Annotated in this window: 13 protein-coding genes; 2 read left to right on the top strand and 11 right to left on the bottom strand. The window is 47.4% G+C overall.

All coding sequences use genetic code 11. The features are described 5' to 3' along the window. Positions 1–39 precede the first annotated feature (39 nt). Positions 40–1,284, bottom strand: coding sequence for a beta-ketoacyl-ACP synthase II (fabF, locus tag MH144_RS16825; protein ID WP_239302385.1), 1,245 nt, complete (start codon positions 1,282–1,284; stop codon positions 40–42). Positions 1,285–1,424: 140 nt separating this feature from the next. Here fabF and MH144_RS16820 point away from each other — a divergent pair, with 140 nt between their 5' ends. Further along, positions 1,425–2,291 carry a helix-turn-helix transcriptional regulator gene (locus MH144_RS16820; protein WP_239302384.1) on the top strand — a complete coding sequence of 289 codons (867 nt, stop codon included), beginning with the start codon at positions 1,425–1,427 and terminating at the stop codon, positions 2,289–2,291. A 119-nt stretch (positions 2,292–2,410) separates the two neighbouring features. Here the strand turns inward: MH144_RS16820 and MH144_RS16815 are convergent, their stop codons facing one another. The 7 genes from MH144_RS16815 to MH144_RS16785 form a co-directional block, all read right to left on the bottom strand. Continuing rightward, positions 2,411–3,250 (bottom strand): MetQ/NlpA family ABC transporter substrate-binding protein, encoded by an 840-nt coding sequence (locus MH144_RS16815; RefSeq protein ID WP_153977011.1) that lies wholly within the window; start codon positions 3,248–3,250, stop codon positions 2,411–2,413. Between the two features lie 74 nt (positions 3,251–3,324). Beyond that, a complete protein-coding gene (locus MH144_RS16810; RefSeq protein ID WP_227779605.1) occupies positions 3,325–4,017 on the bottom strand; it encodes a methionine ABC transporter permease in 693 nt (230 codons plus the stop codon). Beyond that, positions 3,990–4,778 (bottom strand): methionine ABC transporter ATP-binding protein, encoded by a 789-nt coding sequence (locus tag MH144_RS16805; protein ID WP_239302383.1) that lies wholly within the window; start codon positions 4,776–4,778, stop codon positions 3,990–3,992. The genes MH144_RS16810 and MH144_RS16805 overlap by 28 nt, the downstream gene beginning before the upstream one ends. A gap of 130 nt (positions 4,779–4,908) precedes the next feature. Continuing rightward, positions 4,909–7,194, bottom strand: a complete 2,286-nt coding sequence (locus MH144_RS31010) for an outer membrane protein assembly factor BamB family protein (protein ID WP_239302381.1) — start codon at positions 7,192–7,194, stop codon at positions 4,909–4,911. 96 nt (positions 7,195–7,290) lie between these two features. Next, positions 7,291–8,085: an energy-coupling factor transporter transmembrane component T family protein gene (locus tag MH144_RS16795; RefSeq protein ID WP_239302379.1), complete on the bottom strand. Its 795-nt coding sequence runs from the start codon at positions 8,083–8,085 to the stop codon at positions 7,291–7,293. After that, the gene (locus MH144_RS16790; RefSeq protein WP_239302378.1) at positions 8,060–9,583 is read right to left on the bottom strand and encodes an ABC transporter ATP-binding protein; all 1,524 of its coding nucleotides are present in this window, start codon (positions 9,581–9,583) and stop codon (positions 8,060–8,062) included. Before MH144_RS16790 ends, MH144_RS16795 begins: the two co-directional genes overlap by 26 nt. Beyond that, positions 9,584–10,177 carry an ECF transporter S component gene (locus tag MH144_RS16785; protein WP_239302377.1) on the bottom strand — a complete coding sequence of 198 codons (594 nt, stop codon included), beginning with the start codon at positions 10,175–10,177 and terminating at the stop codon, positions 9,584–9,586. Positions 10,178–10,659: 482 nt separating this feature from the next. Here MH144_RS16785 and MH144_RS16780 point away from each other — a divergent pair, with 482 nt between their 5' ends. After that, positions 10,660–11,613, top strand: coding sequence for a copper amine oxidase N-terminal domain-containing protein (locus MH144_RS16780; RefSeq protein ID WP_239302375.1), 954 nt, complete (start codon positions 10,660–10,662; stop codon positions 11,611–11,613). A gap of 165 nt (positions 11,614–11,778) precedes the next feature. On the opposite strand, the gene MH144_RS16775 is transcribed toward MH144_RS16780, so the two are convergent. The 3 genes from MH144_RS16775 to MH144_RS16765 form a co-directional block, all read right to left on the bottom strand. Further along, positions 11,779–12,447, bottom strand: a complete 669-nt coding sequence (locus tag MH144_RS16775; protein ID WP_153977005.1) for a pectate lyase — start codon at positions 12,445–12,447, stop codon at positions 11,779–11,781. Between the two features lie 344 nt (positions 12,448–12,791). Further along, positions 12,792–15,614 carry an S-layer homology domain-containing protein gene (locus tag MH144_RS16770; RefSeq protein WP_239302374.1) on the bottom strand — a complete coding sequence of 941 codons (2,823 nt, stop codon included), beginning with the start codon at positions 15,612–15,614 and terminating at the stop codon, positions 12,792–12,794. Between the two features lie 267 nt (positions 15,615–15,881). Next, positions 15,882–16,757, bottom strand: coding sequence for a radical SAM/SPASM domain-containing protein (locus MH144_RS16765; protein ID WP_153980557.1), 876 nt, complete (start codon positions 16,755–16,757; stop codon positions 15,882–15,884). Positions 16,758–16,870 lie beyond the last annotated feature (113 nt).

Here is a 16,870-nt window from a genome sequence, read left to right as displayed (position 1 = left end):
GAACAGCACAGCCCTTCGGCTGCTGCTGTTCTCTTTTTGTCAGGAGATATATTTGCGAAAAACAACGACGGCATTATGCCCGCCAAAACCAAAAGAATTGGACATTCCGATCTGCATATCTGCCTCTCTAGCTTCATTAGGTACATAATCCAAATCACAGTCCGGGTCCTGCTGCTCCTGGTTAATCGTTGGTGGAATGATGCCATGCTGTAAGGTTTGAATCAGTGAGATAGCTTCCGCTCCACCGGCTGCTCCTAACATATGTCCAGTCATCGATTTATTGGCCGTCACGGGAATATGATAAGCTGCCTCACCGAAGAGCTGTTTAATCGCTCGGGTCTCCGAGAGATCTCCCGCTTCGGTACTGGTTGCGTGGGCGTTAATCACATGCACGTCATCAGGCTGAAGCTTTGCGTCAGCAAGCGCAGCTCTCATGGCCAGGAATGCTCCGCGTCCTTCCGGATGGGTAGCTACCATATGATATGCGTCTGAACTGGCACCATATCCAACAATTTCAGCGAGAATATTTGCGTTTCTAGCCAAGGCATGTGATAGAGATTCTACTACCACAATCCCCGCACCTTCTGCCATCACAAACCCATCTCTTCCAGCGTCAAAAGGGCGACTCGCCGTTTCATAGGCTTCGTTTCTTGTAGATAATGCGGTGGCATTACCGAAGCTGGCCAGCGAAACTTCCGTGATGGCCGCTTCGGTCCCCCCTGCAATAATGACATCTGCGCCTCCGTCACGGATTAGCCGGAAAGCTTCCCCTATGGCTGTATTTCCGATGGAACAGGCAGTCACAGGTGAAAGCGTCGGTCCCCAACATCCGAATTTCATGCTCACCATGGCAGCCGCCATATTGGAAATCATCATAGGCACAAGGGTTGGACTAACCCGGCCGGGGCCTCGTTCTGACAACAGCTTTCCTTGCTCCATCAGTGTTTGAATGCCACCGATGCCTGAACCAATGTATACCCCAACCCGTTCCCTATCCACTTTCTCCATATCCAGTCCCGAATGCACAAGGGCATCGTCAGCTGCTGCTACAGCGAATTGGCAAAATCGATCCATACGACGGGCTTCCTTGCGTCCGAACCGGCCCTCTCCGTCAAAATCTCGGACAACACCGGCCATTTTGGTTTTATATGAAGTGGTATCGAAGTTTTCAATTAATGATATTCCTGACTGCCCTTTCACAAGTCCGTTCCAAAATGTATCAACATCATTGCCCAGCGGCGAGACAATTCCCATGCCGGTAATCACAACACGTTCGCGTTCCATATCTAACTCATCCTCCCTAGCCATTCAGGCTAACCGACTGAACTTCTGCATTTATATTGGCACGTGTAGTATCCTATTACAAGTTGTGAATTATAATAGTATAATGACTACCATGATAAATGAGGTTGGGGTGGAATGAGATGAACCAGGATGTCAGGCTTCAGGCATTATCCGTATTTTTGAAAACTCAACGTGCCAAAATAGCTCCGTCAGCGGTCGGTTTGCCGGAAGGCACCCGGCGCAGAACACCGGGTCTTAGAAGAGAAGAGGTAGCCCAATTGGCGGGCGTAAGCACGACTTGGTATACCTGGCTGGAACAAGGAAGGGATATTCAGGTTTCCCATTCGGTATTGGATAACATAGCTTCCGCACTCAAACTGACCCCGGATGAACGCAAGTACTTGTTCTCCCTTGCCATGGAGCACTACTCCGAACTGCATATCCGTGAGGAAGAGCCTTACCAGCTCCATCCTTCCCTGCAAAAAATACTGCAGGAGCTCCAGAATTGTCCCACCATTATTTCCGATCGCCGCTGCTACATTGTTGGCTGGAATGAAGCTGCCAGTCATGTCTTCATTGATTTTGAGCAGATTCCTGCCGAACAGCGAAACATGATTAGTCTATTATTTGAGCGCAAGGAATTTCGGAGACTGGCAGTCAACTGGGAGGATTTTGTCCTCGGATACCTTGCGATCTTCCGTGCCTATTACGGCCAATATGTAGATGATGAATGGTACAATCTGTTTCTGAATGAAATGATGGATCGATATCCGGAATTCCAGTCCCTGTGGAAACAAAGCAGCGTGAGCAGTGCACCAGACGTACTGATTGAATTCAGACATTCCAGAGCCGGCAAAATGTTGTTCAATCTGACCTCGTTACAGGTTCAGGGTAATACTGATCTGCGCTGCAGTATATACACTCCTGCACAGGATACGGCCACCGAGCGGAAATTGATGCGCCTTATGGAACGTGAGAAGGAACGACAAGCCAGACCTAACGTATAAACAGCATTCCAATGCAACCAAACGAAAAAAGATCCGAGCGGTTTCCGCTCGGATCTTTTTGATGATCATCCAGCCCTTTGTATCGGATATGGATTAGATCAATCTATGCGTAGCAAATGTTATTCAAACGCCGGAATGGCGATGTCTGCATACTTCTCTTCGAAGAAAGCCTTCACTTCAGGGCCTGCCATGCGTTTGGCCAGCTTCTGAATGGCTTCGGAATCCTTGTTATCCTCACGTGCAACCAAAGTGATGGCAAAATGGGAGTCATCCTTTTCCGTGAACAGTGCATCCTTCTTCGGTGTAAGTCCCAGCGGGCTTGCATACGCCGGTGTCATGGCAACCAGATCTGCATCATCCAGCATGCGGGCCAGCATGAGCAGGTCCACTTCCTGGAACTTGAAGTTCTTCGGATTCTCAATAATATCCGCCTGTGTTGCGTTGAATCCTACGCCTTCTTTCAGCTTGATCAGACCGTTTTGTTCCATCATTACGAGTGAGCGTCCAATGTTGGAAGGGTCATTGGCAATAGCAACCGTTGCTCCTTCAGGCAGTTCTTCAGTGGTTTTGTACTTTTTGGAATACGCACCGTAGATCGCGTTGTAGATCGGCTGTACAGCTACCAGGTTCGCATTATTGGCTTCGTTGAATTGGTTCATGTAAGGCACGTGCTGGAAGAAGTTAGCATCCACTTCCTTGTCTTTCAAAGCCGTATTCGGTTGAACGTTATCAGACAGAACGACAACTTCCAAATTCACGCCATCTTCTTTAAGCAACGGCTTCACAATATCCAGTACATCGGTCATTGGCGGAATCAATGTTGCCACTTTCAACGTCACTTCCTGAGTCGCTTGGCTGCCTTCATTATTACCCTCCGCAGCAGGTGTCTCTTCTTTTTTGCCGCATGCGGATACAACCAGCATCACTGCGAGCAGCATAAGGATCATTTTTGATTTCATTTTCATTCTAGCCCCTTCATCGTGTAGTCTGTAATGTCATCCTAAATTCTTCTCGCCCTTTAACCTTGTTTGCCTCATGATCTGCGATCAAGCCAGCGGGATAATCTGCTTCCGGTAAACTGGATCATCTGCACCAGAATGATCATAATGATGATCGTAAATACCATGATCTCCGTCTCGAACCGCTGATATCCGTAACGAATGGCAAAATCACCAACACCTCCACCGCCGACAATGCCCATCACCGTGGAATAGGAGATAAAACTGATCGTTGCCGTGGTCAGTCCGAGTACGAGACCTGAACGTGCTTCCACATACAAAAATTTCAGCACAAGCTGCATGGTTGATGCACCCATCGACGATGCCGCCTCAACCACACCTTTGGGCACATCGAGCAGTGCCTGTTCAACCAGGCGGGCATAGTAGGCAATCGCAATAACGGAAAGCGGCACCGCCGCTGCCAATGTCCCCATCGCCGTTCCCACAATCATACGCGTGAACGGAATCATGAATACGACCAGCAGCAGAAACGGGAACGAACGAATGATATTGACCAGGCTGCCCAGAATCGTGAACAGCGGCCTGTTCTCATATCGTTGTCCTCTTCGGAACAGATACAGCAGCGTGCCGAGTGGAAGCCCAATCAGGACAGCTGCTCCAATCGAGATGCCAACCATGACAAAGGTCTCTCCGATCGCCTTCCATATCTCATCCTGGTACTTCAATATGGATTCAGGTATCATCGTTCCTCGTCCTCCGTTTCCCATGGCTCCGCCTCTTCACCAGTAAGCAAGGACGTTAGCAAATCCGGCTGTGGTGCGGGAATACTGCGTACTTCCGCTTCCGTTAGCGTTCGGACAATGCGCCCTTCTCTCATCACGGAAATTTGGTGGCAGAGTCTGCGTGCAACCTCCATCTCATGCGTAACCAGCACGATGGTCACACCCAGTGTTTCATTCACATGGCGCAGCACATCCAGAATACCGTTCGTTGTCTGAGGATCAAGCGAAGACGTTGGTTCATCGCAGAGCAATACATCAGGCCGGCTCGCAAGAGCCCTCGCAATAGCCACGCGCTGCTTCTGTCCTCCGCTTAACTGGGCGGGATATTGTTTCGCCTTATCCTCGAGACCCACGAATCTCAACACCTCAAGTCCGCGTTCTTCCCGTTCACTCCGGGAAACACCCGCCAGTTCAAGAGGCATGCAAACATTGCCAATCACCGTCCGGTTGCTCACCAGATTAAAGTGCTGAAAAATCATGCCGATGGAACGACGCGCCTGACGAAGAGCACTTTCGCTCATCCGGGTCAGCTGCTGTCCACCTACAGTTACTTCACCTGAATCCGGCTTTTCAAGCCCATTCAGCATGCGGAGAAGCGTCGATTTGCCCGCACCGCTGGAGCCAATGATCCCGTGGATCTCCCCCTGTCCCACTTCAAGCGAGACAGAGCTTAATGCCTCGAATCCCAGATCAGCCCGGGACCCGCGTTCGTTATAACGCTTGCTTACGCCGTATAATGAAATCATGGAGATTCCTCCTGCGATTAATCGTGCATGGTCCTTCGAGAACACATGAAGAAAGCCCGCACAGCCGATAACCGGAGCGCGAGCAATCCTGTTCATTTATAATAAAGCAACATTCTGTGTGAGACAAGCCTTAACGAGAGATATCTGTTTTTAAATCGTTTACATGATACAAGCTGAATCTTCCGTTCGAAGAACCGATGTAGATTTCATCACCTATCCGATTTATTGTGCCATTTTTGGCATCCCGATCCCGGTGTTCCGGCGATCCCATGACCACGTCATGCACTCGGCCGACCAGTGTACCATCCTCTTTGTTCATGATCAGAAGATCCTCACCCATGGGTAACAGGAGTTGGTCGTCGATAACTAGGTAACTTCCCTGGTTGGTAGGGTATCTCAAGGAAGAGATGGTATATTGTGCGTCCCAGCGTGTTTTTCCCGTTTGATAATCCAGTGCGGCCGGATAGCCGTTCTTGATTACATATAGTTGATCGTCTGCCACAAGCCCTCGCTCAACCTTGTCGTTTAACGTCCATCGTTTTTTATCGTTCTTGGCATCATACAGCGTCGTTGTAAAATCAGAATAATCGCCGTAATACTCACCTTGCTTATTCTCGCGGATCAACAGCATGCCATCATTCAGCACTTCGAAGCGCTGTCCGTTCCGGGCTTGAAAGTGAGCAAGTTTCTTGCCTGAATTCAGATCGACCAACACCCACTGATCCCCAAGCAGCATCCAACGTTCAGGCTTTGCCTCTGCGAATGGATCAAGACGGGTGATTCCGTCGAAGTACGGATCATTCTCGATATGATCCACAGTGGGCTTACCGGTTTTGATACTCCATACCGTACGACCTGATAGCGGGTCAGCTGCAACCAGTTGATTTTTCTCCCAATACATCACATACGGGTCAGCTGCTGTCTGGTTGAACAATTGATATCCGGCACTAAGCTTCTTAGTCCAGAGGGTTTTGCCATTAGAACTGTTCAGCACGGTGATCCGTCCCTGACTGGAGCCTTCCGCAACCGGGCTATCCACCACCACAACATTCTCCGCAGCTGTAATACCACGAAGTGAAAGTTTGGATCCGGTTTTGTACTCCCACTGCACTTTCCCATCCGTTAGTTTGATGTGACGTATGCGATCCTTGTACTCCTTATCTCCCGGAGCATAGGACGTAAAGATCGTTACGCCATCGCGCTTCGCATCCAATTGTGCTTGGAGTGCACCGAAGCCTGCATGAGTCTCCCACACATTTTCCCCGGTATGTCGATCAAGGGCGTACACGGATTTGTCATAATGCATGCCGCTAAATCCACCGTCGTCTCCTTTCATCAGAAGCACATCCGCTGTTGCAGCTTGCAGAAAGGGATAATTCAGCTTGCCCTGATTGGTCCATGTGGATTTCCAAGGTAACGTTGCAGGCAGGGTTTTGCCAAGAATTTGGGTTGTGAACTGATAGTCGTCCGAACGACTGAAATTCCAATCCGAAGGGACCACATTATTACGATCATCCACCGGGATGTTCCAGCGTGTCTGCACCAGCTTTCCTGCCTTGCTAAACGTTACCAGAAACTGTCCGTCTTCCCGCTCATATCGCCAGGTCTGTCCAATGCTCATGGAAACATTGGTTTCATTCAGATTCTGGGAATACTCTTTCCAATCCGGCTCGCCGAGCCACTGAGCAGCTTGTTTTGAGGTCGTGCTTTTATCTAATAAAATATCCGTCAGATGCCGCACATCCGCTATAGACATGGAGGACTGATTCCCGAACCAGCCGTCCGCTACGTTCACGCGCTGTTGCACGTCCTTCGCCCTAACCCAGATTATGGCTGGACGGTATACGTTCGACTCTTTGTTCCAGGTTCGCGGAGGAACGGAGACACCATACCACTCCTTCGTAGATGCAACAATTAGCGCATGATCCGTTAGAGAACTGGCAGAAGGCCAGCTTGTCTGGCTTCCAGGATACAGATACAGTTTACTTCCCGCCCGGAGTGTAAAGTTCTGCGGGGTGGACCTTTTCATCGTCTGGCTTTCCTTGGATGCGTACCATCCCGGCACCCAGAAACTCCCGAACTCGCTATGATTCAGCCTAATCCAATCTCCGCGAACAATCTGTACTTTCAGCTTTTCCCCGCCGGAGGTATATGTAGTTATTCTCATCTGATCAACGGGAACCTTGTGATCCATCGGTTGGGCATACCTAGGCAGGCCTTTTCCCAAAGTGACGGTTTCTCCAGCTTTATAGGTTATGGCTGCCGATAGGGCTTGTGTAACTGATATTGGGGCTTGGCCTTCACGGGCAGCCACATTCAGATCCAGCAGCATGTATCCTGTAACGATCACAGCAGCTGCTCCGGTAATGGTGATCCACCTGTAACCCTTTTTTCGCCAGTTCCCGCCTGTCTTCACGTTGGTTCACTCCATCCATTTGAAGTTATTTCCATTAAAGACGTTTTGAACAAGAAAAAGTTACTGTGCCGCCAAAAAAATGTCCGTCCCTTCTCTTCATCTGACATCCAGCATCGCCGGGTAATAAGGGAATTCCCAGCCTAACATGTAAGCCATAGTAAGGGTTGCTATAAAATAAAACACAAAATACAGATCCGCCCAGGAATACCCGGTCTGGATGTAATACGTCCGGCTCGCGCCGTCTGCGAATCCTTTTGCCTCCATGGCGATGGCCATGCGCTCTGCCCGCCGGATGCTCTGCGCGAGCAGGGGAATCGCATACCGCTTCAAGGTTCCATATACGTTCCAGTATGAAACACGCTGCTGCGTACCGCGGATGCGAATGGCATAACGCAGCGTCTGGAATTCGTCCAGCAGAATGGGAATCATGCGCATGGCGGCCAAAAAGCTATAGGCATACTTGGGTGGCAGACGCCACTCCTGCATCAGCGAGTAGAATAGATGGACCGGACGTGTGGTCAAGCCAAACAACAGTCCCGCAGCCGCCATGCTTAGGGAACGAAACCCCAGGTGCAGCCCGCGATAGAAGCTCTCTTCCGTGATATGTATCAGTCCATATTTATACCACGTCGTCTCGCCTTTACCAAACATCATCATGCCTGTGGAGGTGGAGATAAAGATCAATATAAAAGGCGACGCATAGAGCAGCAGCCGATGCCAAGGATGACCCGTCCAGCATAGTAACAGAAGCATGACAACCGCTACATTGATCATGACGTTCAGATTGTGAATAAGAATAACCAGGATAAACATCAGGGTCAGGAAAATAACTTTAAGGCCCGGATTCACGGCGTGCAGCCAGGTTTCACGATGAGGAAACGACAGCTGCATGCGTAACCCTCCCCTCTTCTACAGTCCACACTTTCGTACAATATCGGTTCACGATCTCCTGATCATGTGTCACCATGACAACAGCAGTCCCCGCGCGACGCAGGCGCTCCAGTTGTCCCAGCATGGCAAACGTATTACGTGCATCCTGTCCGAATGTGGGCTCATCGAGCAGCAATATCCGCTGTCTGCGAACCATAGCAGAAGCTACACTCAGACGGCGTTTCTGTCCCATCGACAATTGATACGGGTGCCTCCCAGACAGCTCCCTGAGTCCAAATTGCTCCAGCATTTCAATGCTTCTGGCCCGTCGCTCTTCCGCAGGAAGTTCTCCCCCGAGTAAGGAAAATTCCACCTCATCCAGAACCGAATTCGTAACGAATTGAAATTCCGGATTCTGAAACACGAATGCAATGCGGTCAGCCAGCTCTCTGGTCCTGCCGGGCCGTTGTCCTTCAACACGATAATGCCCCGTCGTCTTCAGGATATTCATCAGGGAAAGCAATAATGAACTTTTTCCAGCGCCATTAGCTCCAACGATTCCTACCCAATCCCCGTGAAATACGTCAGCGTGATCGATCTGTACAACCGGATTCTTTCCTCGCAGCCCTGTGAATTGGCACAATTCGAGTGCTGGATGGTATACACCTGATTCCCTGGAATCATCTTCTTCGACTTCCGCGCGATTGCCGGATCCGGACGTCATATGCTTAAAGGCTTCTTGAGAATCCTGCGGCTTCGCTTCCAGCTTCCGGGCACCACGTTCCTTCCATACTCCCGGATACCAGATGCCATACTCCTTAAGCATATCCCTCTCGTTCGCAAAGACCTGTTCCGCCTGTCCGTCTGCCACAATCTTCCCTTCGGGAGATAGCACGATGATTCGGTCAACCAAGTCCACAACCTCATTAATTTTGTGTTCCACGATAATGAGCGTCTTATCTTGTGCGACCTGCTTCACCGTATCCCACACCTGCGTGGTTCCCTCATCATCCAGTAGTGCTGTTGGTTCATCCAGAAATAGGACATCCGGCTCCATGGCTAGAATAGAGGCAATCGCAAGGCGCTGCTTCATCCCCTGGGACATCGATTGAATCCATGCACGATTATGTTCAAAAGAAAGGCCAACAAGCTCCATATAATGTTGAATCAGCTCAGGCATCCGGTCCCTTGGGATATTCCGATTTTCAAGCACAAAAGCAATCTCTTCATCCGTATAGGACATGCAAAATTGAGTATCCGGATCCTGGAATACAATGCCTGGCTGAATCGGTACCTGAATCTCGTCACATTTCATCGGAATCTCCACGGACCGTGGAATAAGACCGCTCAATATTTGCAGCAGCGTGGACTTGCCTGAACCACTTGGACCGAGCAGCAGCACTTTTTCCCCTTTACGCACGGAGAGAGACAAGCCCTGGAATACCAGGTCCTGCTCTCCCGGGAACTTGCATCTTAGATTGGTCACGCCTACCGCCTGCGAATTCCCTTCTCCGTTCATCTAGTCCAGTGCCTCATAATCCTGCTTGGATACAGGTCTCAATGACCGGGTCACGCCTGTCAGTTCAAGTGCTTTCGCAAGATAATACGCAAATACACCTGCAATCAGAATGCTTCCAACGAAGCGGAAACCGATAAACAATGTGTAATTCCACGCCGATAACGAGTCAATGTATCCATACTGGTAATCGAGCAAAAGCGAAGCTGCTGCTGCCCCAATGGCTGCGAGACAGGTGACGAACAGATTCGTTTTGCGGTACAGAAAAGCTGCGAAGAAGATCTCTGCGCCCAGCCCCTGTAACAGACCGTATACCAAGGTAGACATCCCCCATTCACTTCCAAGAAAAGCACTTACCGTTGAGGCTGCAACTTCAGCCAGAATGGCCACCCCCGGCTTGCGAATGATGACATAGGCGAACGTGCCCGCCATAAACCACATGCCATAGATCATCTGTTCCGCATGCACGCCGAAAGGCTTCATCAGATCATACGTCGGTCCCCATATCTTGTAGATGACCCCGAATACGACCGCGATCACGATCGTCACCAAAATATCGGTTAACTTCAATTTGTTGCTGCGCACTGTTGTTGACATGTTCTCTACTTCCTTTCTCTGCTCCCCATAAGGTTATGAAATGAAAATAAAAAAAAGCCTCCCCGGTTCCGGGAAAGCCTTGCGCACAGTGTCACAACCCATGATTGAAGTAACTCAGAATAAAATGAAATCCGGGCAACTCACGAGGCAAGCCTGCTTCCGCTCGCATTCCGAGATCAACCGTTCCCATTTTCATTCCCCAAGTTACCTATCATGAATTCATGTTCTCTACGCTGGCATTACCCAGATCAGATATACGGTCAGCGGCATAAGGCCCCAATCTCAGCCCAACTTCATTGAGCTCCCGGTTCACTTTATTTCATTGCTACTAATGTACACCACATGGGTATTTGTGGCAATAACATAAAGTCGGACAAGGTTTCACACTGGAGAATTCCGTGTATAGAAAGGATGCAAATTCCATTAATATGAAACATTTAGGAGATATTAGCCGTCTATATACGGGAAAGGGGATTGATGATATGAATACAACCAACACAACCTGGCAGCAAAAAAAGTGGAAATGGATCCTTGCCGCTTCGATCGTTACCGCAGGAACGGCACCTGCACTAATGTCATCCCATGTAGTGGAAGCGGCAGCGATACACCAGCCTACAGCCTATATTAACAATGTTCCTGCCGAATATGATGTGGTTATTCGTCAGGGAGTTACGTATGTGGCGCTCACTGAACTGAAATTTCTGGGTGACTATACTTTCGGGTACAACAACAAAACAAAACAAATTAGCATTAATACAGGAAGCGACAAGTATGTACTCACCCCTAACAGTAAAACCATCAAGAAAAACGGGCAGGATGCGGCGCTGTCCTCTGCTCCGATTCTGGTAAATGGCAAAGCCATGCTGCCGCTTCGTGCAATCGGTGAAACCTTCGGTGCAGAAGTTCGATGGAATCAGTCTGCCAAGGAAGCTTATATCTATACGCCAGATGCATCGATTATTGAGGAGTACAACAGTTCTGACCTGACGATTGCACGTGAGGCTGCACTCCGTCTTCCACGTTTTTCGGATTTAAAACAGGCACGCCTGGACATTCGTAATCCACTGGGTCCTGTCGACTCATCGATGACTTACATTTTTGAAAAAGGACAGAAGGACCGCTTTTTCGTTAACGAAGATAATGATCTCATCAGTTACTACGAAATCAAAAATGGAACTGCCCTGCTGAAATGGCAGGCCAACGTGAGCAGTGCAGCCGGAACAATCGGAGATCTGTTCTTCATCAAAACCAAAGCTGTAGCAGAAGCAGGGAAACGACCATCGGTAGCAGGCCTAACTCTTGTATCATTTAAATACTCTCAGATGCTGGAGGAGACTTCCTATGAGGTCATGAACAAGTCTGGCTCCATTGATTCGGGTTCCATTGCCCCGCAAAAAGACAAAATCATCGTTGCCGTTCCAGAAGAAAACGAATAACTACTGAGAGATAGCAGAGAATGCAGATTTTCAAAATCTCTTCATCTAGTTTTATGGCAAACGCAAAAAGGCATCCTTGAGGGTGCCTTTTTGCGTTTACTATAAAGAGGAATTCTGAACATGAACCTACTGTATCCTGTTTATCTTCTGGTTGACATACGATCCTCAATATTGCGTATTTCCCGATTGACTTGTTTTACCCGATGCGAATCCCTTGAACAGGGTAGGCACTTTGGAATAACGGGTATTCGTTATTTTGCCGACCGTAGAGCTGCTGTCTGTGCGCAGAATGGAATCCTTCACATTGGAAATGTTGGAGCTGTCCACGTTCATGGTAACTGCGTAAGAGGTTCCACCATTTTGACGTACCAGCTTGCCGATATCATCAGCTCTGAAGTTTTTGATGTTAATTGTCCCCGAAGCGTTCATCTGGAACACCTTATCATATGCCTTGTATGCTGCACCGCCCGTAATATTAACCGTACCCGAGGATTTAAGCGTGAGCGCATCTTCACCGACATCATTCCAGGTCACATTCTGAATATTGCAGTTGCCGTAACAATGGACGCCATCGGCTGCCGGGGCCTCGATCACTACATTTTTCAGTGTAGCTCCTGCCTCAAGACGAAAAATGGGTTTCTGGTTTTCGGCCTGACTGCCATCTCCCAATGTGTTCGGATCTGCGGCAACACTTTTTCCTTTGCCATCATAAGTCTCACCTGCTTTGACAATAATCGTTGTCTTTACAATTTCGGGAGCAGCAGACACGGGTAATGCACCAAATACAGAAGCGACCAGACCTGCGGAGAGCAGCAGTGATAACATTTTTCTCATACGTAAATCCTCCCTTATACGAATATATTGGTGTACAAGCCAGCTTGTCTTCCCGGATCCCTTAAGAGGTGCACCTCTTTCCTGGACCCTACCCTGATCCTACCAAAACAGGAGTGTAATGATAATAATCATTAGATTAGATATCCAATTAACGGTATGATTCCTGCATTCTTCGCATTCTTTGTCGATCCATTCCACAAGGAATGTGCTGATCTTAACTTTCGGTATGCTTCATTTACAGTCTGTAAAAAACCGTAGAATAAAAAAGAAACCCTCCGTCTATGAAAGACAGGGGGTTCTATAGATACTATAGTGTCATGATTTTTGCCAAATGCTTTTTGTATTTACAATTCTTCCTCACTATTTTCAACGGAAGGTTGAAGGGAATAGAAGGGGTTATTATCCGTAAATTCATTCACAGATTCAAATGCTACTGAACCGTTATCCGATACGATCATTTTAAAAACAACCCAGTATCTCTCGTTGCCGCTCCCTTCCTCTACTGTAAACGAGGCACTTGGTGTAGCTACAGCTCCGTGGAACACTTCAATTTTGGCGCCAGAACTCTTGATTGTACTCACTCCTGAAAAATGATGCACATAGAACGTATATGTTCCAGGAAGCAGGTGACGTATTGTAGTCGTCTCAGGTCCATAGGACGTGACATCATCCAAGTCCAGATCTACCATAAGTTCGTCATTATTATAGTATTGCTTATCTGCGAAGAACGTATGGAACACGCTGTTGTCACCTGCAGGACCTACAAGGTGTGAGTCCAAATCGGCTGGGTCTTTCCCCCATGTCAGAACAATACGTGTTTCATCTTGCGTAGGTATTTCAATAGCTGTTTGATTTTCATTTCTATTTTCCACATTTACTGCGGAAACACCAATCAGATACGTTTTAATATATTTCGTATCTCCCCCTCCCAGTTCACCTGTGTAGATGCCTGGTGGAAGATAAATGCGATAGTTACCATAAGTATCCGTTGTTACAGTACCCACAACTTCACCTGTTTTGTTATCCAGACCTTTTCTAAATGCAATTTGCAAATTAGCAACTGCTTCTCCTGCAACATCTTTGATGTGACCGCCGAATCCGGTCAGCTTAATTGCACCACTTTGGCTTCCTGCAAAATGTGTTTTATTCTCATCAGACTCTACAGTGATATACAATGTGGCTCCGTAACGGTCAACAGGTTCAAATGTAAACTCGCCATTATCGTACTGCAAATTATTCAATTGTTGTTCTGTACCATTCAAATAGGCATGAACTACAAAATCATCTGCTGTTAGTTCAGAGATCTCAAATCCTTCAGTAAATACCAATTTGGCACTTCCATTGGTAACTTGAATCCCTGTGAGTGTTGGATAGGCTGCTCCTTCGTTATAAACTGCAACGGTTACTGGAACATGAATCTTGAAATCTCCATATTCAGCTTGTACAACAGTTGTACCGTTAGCTTTGGCCTGAATTTTGCCTGAGTTAACGACGGCGATGGTGCTATCTTCGACTTTCCATGTTGCAAAGGAAGTAATATCTTTGGATGCTGAGCCAGTATTGCCCGTGAGCACGATCTGACGTGTCGAGTCAATTGCTGAAAACTCTGCTGCTTCCGGTGAATAAACGACACTCGTCACCGTTGGATCTGCTTCAATGGTTGGAGGCTGATTCAGTTGACTGAAATCAATGCCTTCTACATTAACCAGAGCGGAACTTAATGCTCCCTCTCCAGAAAATTGTACGATTGCATTTAATATCGCCCGATTCACTACCGCACCATGATTAATTTTAAACACGGTGTTCAAAGCTTGTTCGAATACTTCGAGATTGCCTATGGTAGAGTTATCTCCGAATTCCACTGAAATTTGCTCCGCATGAACCATTACAGAGTCGAAACTTCCGCTCAGAGCTACCAAAGCATTATGCGGAACCGACTCTGCAATATCGATTGGTCCAACCTGACCCGTGGAAACATTCTGTACGATCGCACCAGATCTAATTTCAATCTGCTGAACATCACTTCCACCTTCAAGGACCAGACGGATGCTGCCATCTGCTTTGTCAACGATCACTGTTGCAAGTACGGAGTTCACCGCATGAATACTGTTAGGTCCTCCACCATAAATCTCAGTGGTTCCCGTAACAGTAACATTATCAAGAGTCACATCACCGTTTTCTACGGACTCAAGTATTCTCAGATTACCATTTACTTTGGTGTTTTTTAGAGTGACACCTTGCGAGCTAATAGTTACATTTCCAGTTACATCCCCAAGTGTATATTCACCTGGAGCGGTAAGATTTTTACTAGGAGCTTGTTCCCCGCCTCCATTATTTCCACCATTGTTACTACCGTTCCCTTTATCTCCGGAACTGCTACCACTACTTCCTTTACTACTACCTTCAGAAGGTTTTGTCGTTTCCGGTTTGGCTTCATTAGAATCTTCAGTTTCATCCCCTGTCTTGGCAGGAGTCATGTAACTATCATATGTAGACTTATTCATTACAAACTCATATGCAAGTCTCGCTAATGCTTGGCGATCTGCAATTCCCGAAGGATTAAATTTTACTGTTCCATCTTTTTGAACTAATCCTTTGATGAAACCAGATTGGTAGGCCAGTGACACAGAATCTTTTGCCCAATTCGATACTTGATCCAAATCAAAAAGTTGAGGTTTGGATGACGGGCTCGGTACGTTTTGCTGTGTCCAACCAAAAGCTCTAACGAAAAATACAGCTAATTCTTCTCGTGTTACGTTCTTATTAGGTGAAAAGCTATCTTTCGAAGTACCTTGAGCAATACCAGATTTGACAAGTGCACCTACATACCCGGCATACCACTGATCTTCCTTAACATCCTTGAATTGGCTTGCCTCAGCAGTATCCGGATTTAAACGAAGCGCACCAACCATGATTTTTGCCAGTTGAGCTCTTGTTACGGAATCAGAAGGCTTAAAGGTACCATCAGAAAAACCCGTAAGTATTCCTTGTTCCACCAATTTGGTTATTTCAGTTTTGGCATACGAATTATCAATATCAGTAAAAGAATTTTTAGAAGTAGCTACTTCTGCCGATACAGATAAATTAAGAGATAACATGGAGACAACCAGCGACGTAGAAAGCATTAATGATAGTTTGCGATTAAACTTTTTCCATTTTGAATTCAAAACTAAAACACACTCCTCAGTAGGCTTCTAGTAGGTAAAAAACAATAATATGTGAATCTATGGAACTATATCACCTCCTGATCAATAGGATAATAATACCATGTAAATTCATAAAAACAAGATTATTAAACTATGATTTTACAAAAAAGTTGTAATTCTGAATTGATTTCAATTTTTTATTCTCTAAACAATTCTGCAAAAAAACAGAAAAGCGCACCACCCGAAATAAACATTCGAATGGCACGCTCTAAACACATTTTTATTCGACTAGGCTCCAAACCGCTGACGATATCCGCACTTCCGGCATAGTTCCTCTACAGCTTCCCGCTTGGAAAAACCATACACCAGATTGTTCGCCCGCTCGCCTTCGACAATCTCCGAGAATGACTTCTCATGGACGTTACCGAGATTTATGACACCTTCGCCATCGAGGCAGCACGGAACAACCGTGCCATCCACCAGTACGGCCGCCTGACTGCGCAGCGCATGACAGAAGCCTTTGCCGTCATCCTCTGGTGCATCCAGACTTGGCCACTGGAACTCATGGTCCTGATTGAGATAGACATTCGGCGCAATTTTGACGCCGCTGCCTGGAACCACCTTTTCCTCAATGCGGAAATCCAGGTTGAACTCGCGCTCCAGTACCTCCAGTGTTTCCCGGTTCCGATTCATCTGGGCATTCGTGAAGTTATCCTGCGTCAGATTCCAGAGCCGGAACGAGATGATCACATTATGTTTCACAGCTTCCCGGGCAAAAGATAGAATGTTGCTGAGGTATCCCTCACGGTCCGTCGATCCCTCGTGCCCGTCGAAGCTGTGCAGCGAGAAGTTCATTTGCCGCAACGCCGGTTTGCCAAGCAGTTTATGCTGGGTCTTGGGCAGCAATGTTCCGTTCGTTGTTATGTTTACCTTGAATCCCTTCTCGTGTGCGGAATCCAGTAACACATCAATTTTGGGGTGGAGTAACGGCTCCCCTTTTACATGCAAATAAATGTGTTTGGTATGTGGCTTAATCTGATCCAATATATTGTTGAAGACTTCAGGGTCAATGAATCCTTTTGCACGCTTGGTCTGCGGACAGAAGCTGCATGCCAGGTTACATATGCTTGTAATTTCAATATATACTTTCTTGAACGTTTTCAACTCGGGGTCCCCATTCTGCTTAGGAGGGAGAACAGTCCCACCCTCATTTGTAATCCGGCCCATATGTGCCATCCCCATTATATCGGGTTAGGAAGCCAAGGTAAATCCGCGAA

The organism is Paenibacillus sp. ACRRY (assembly GCF_022346995.1).
Classification (GTDB): Bacteria; Bacillota; Bacilli; order Paenibacillales; family Paenibacillaceae; genus Paenibacillus.
This window is presented reverse-complemented; position numbering and strand designations above follow the sequence as displayed.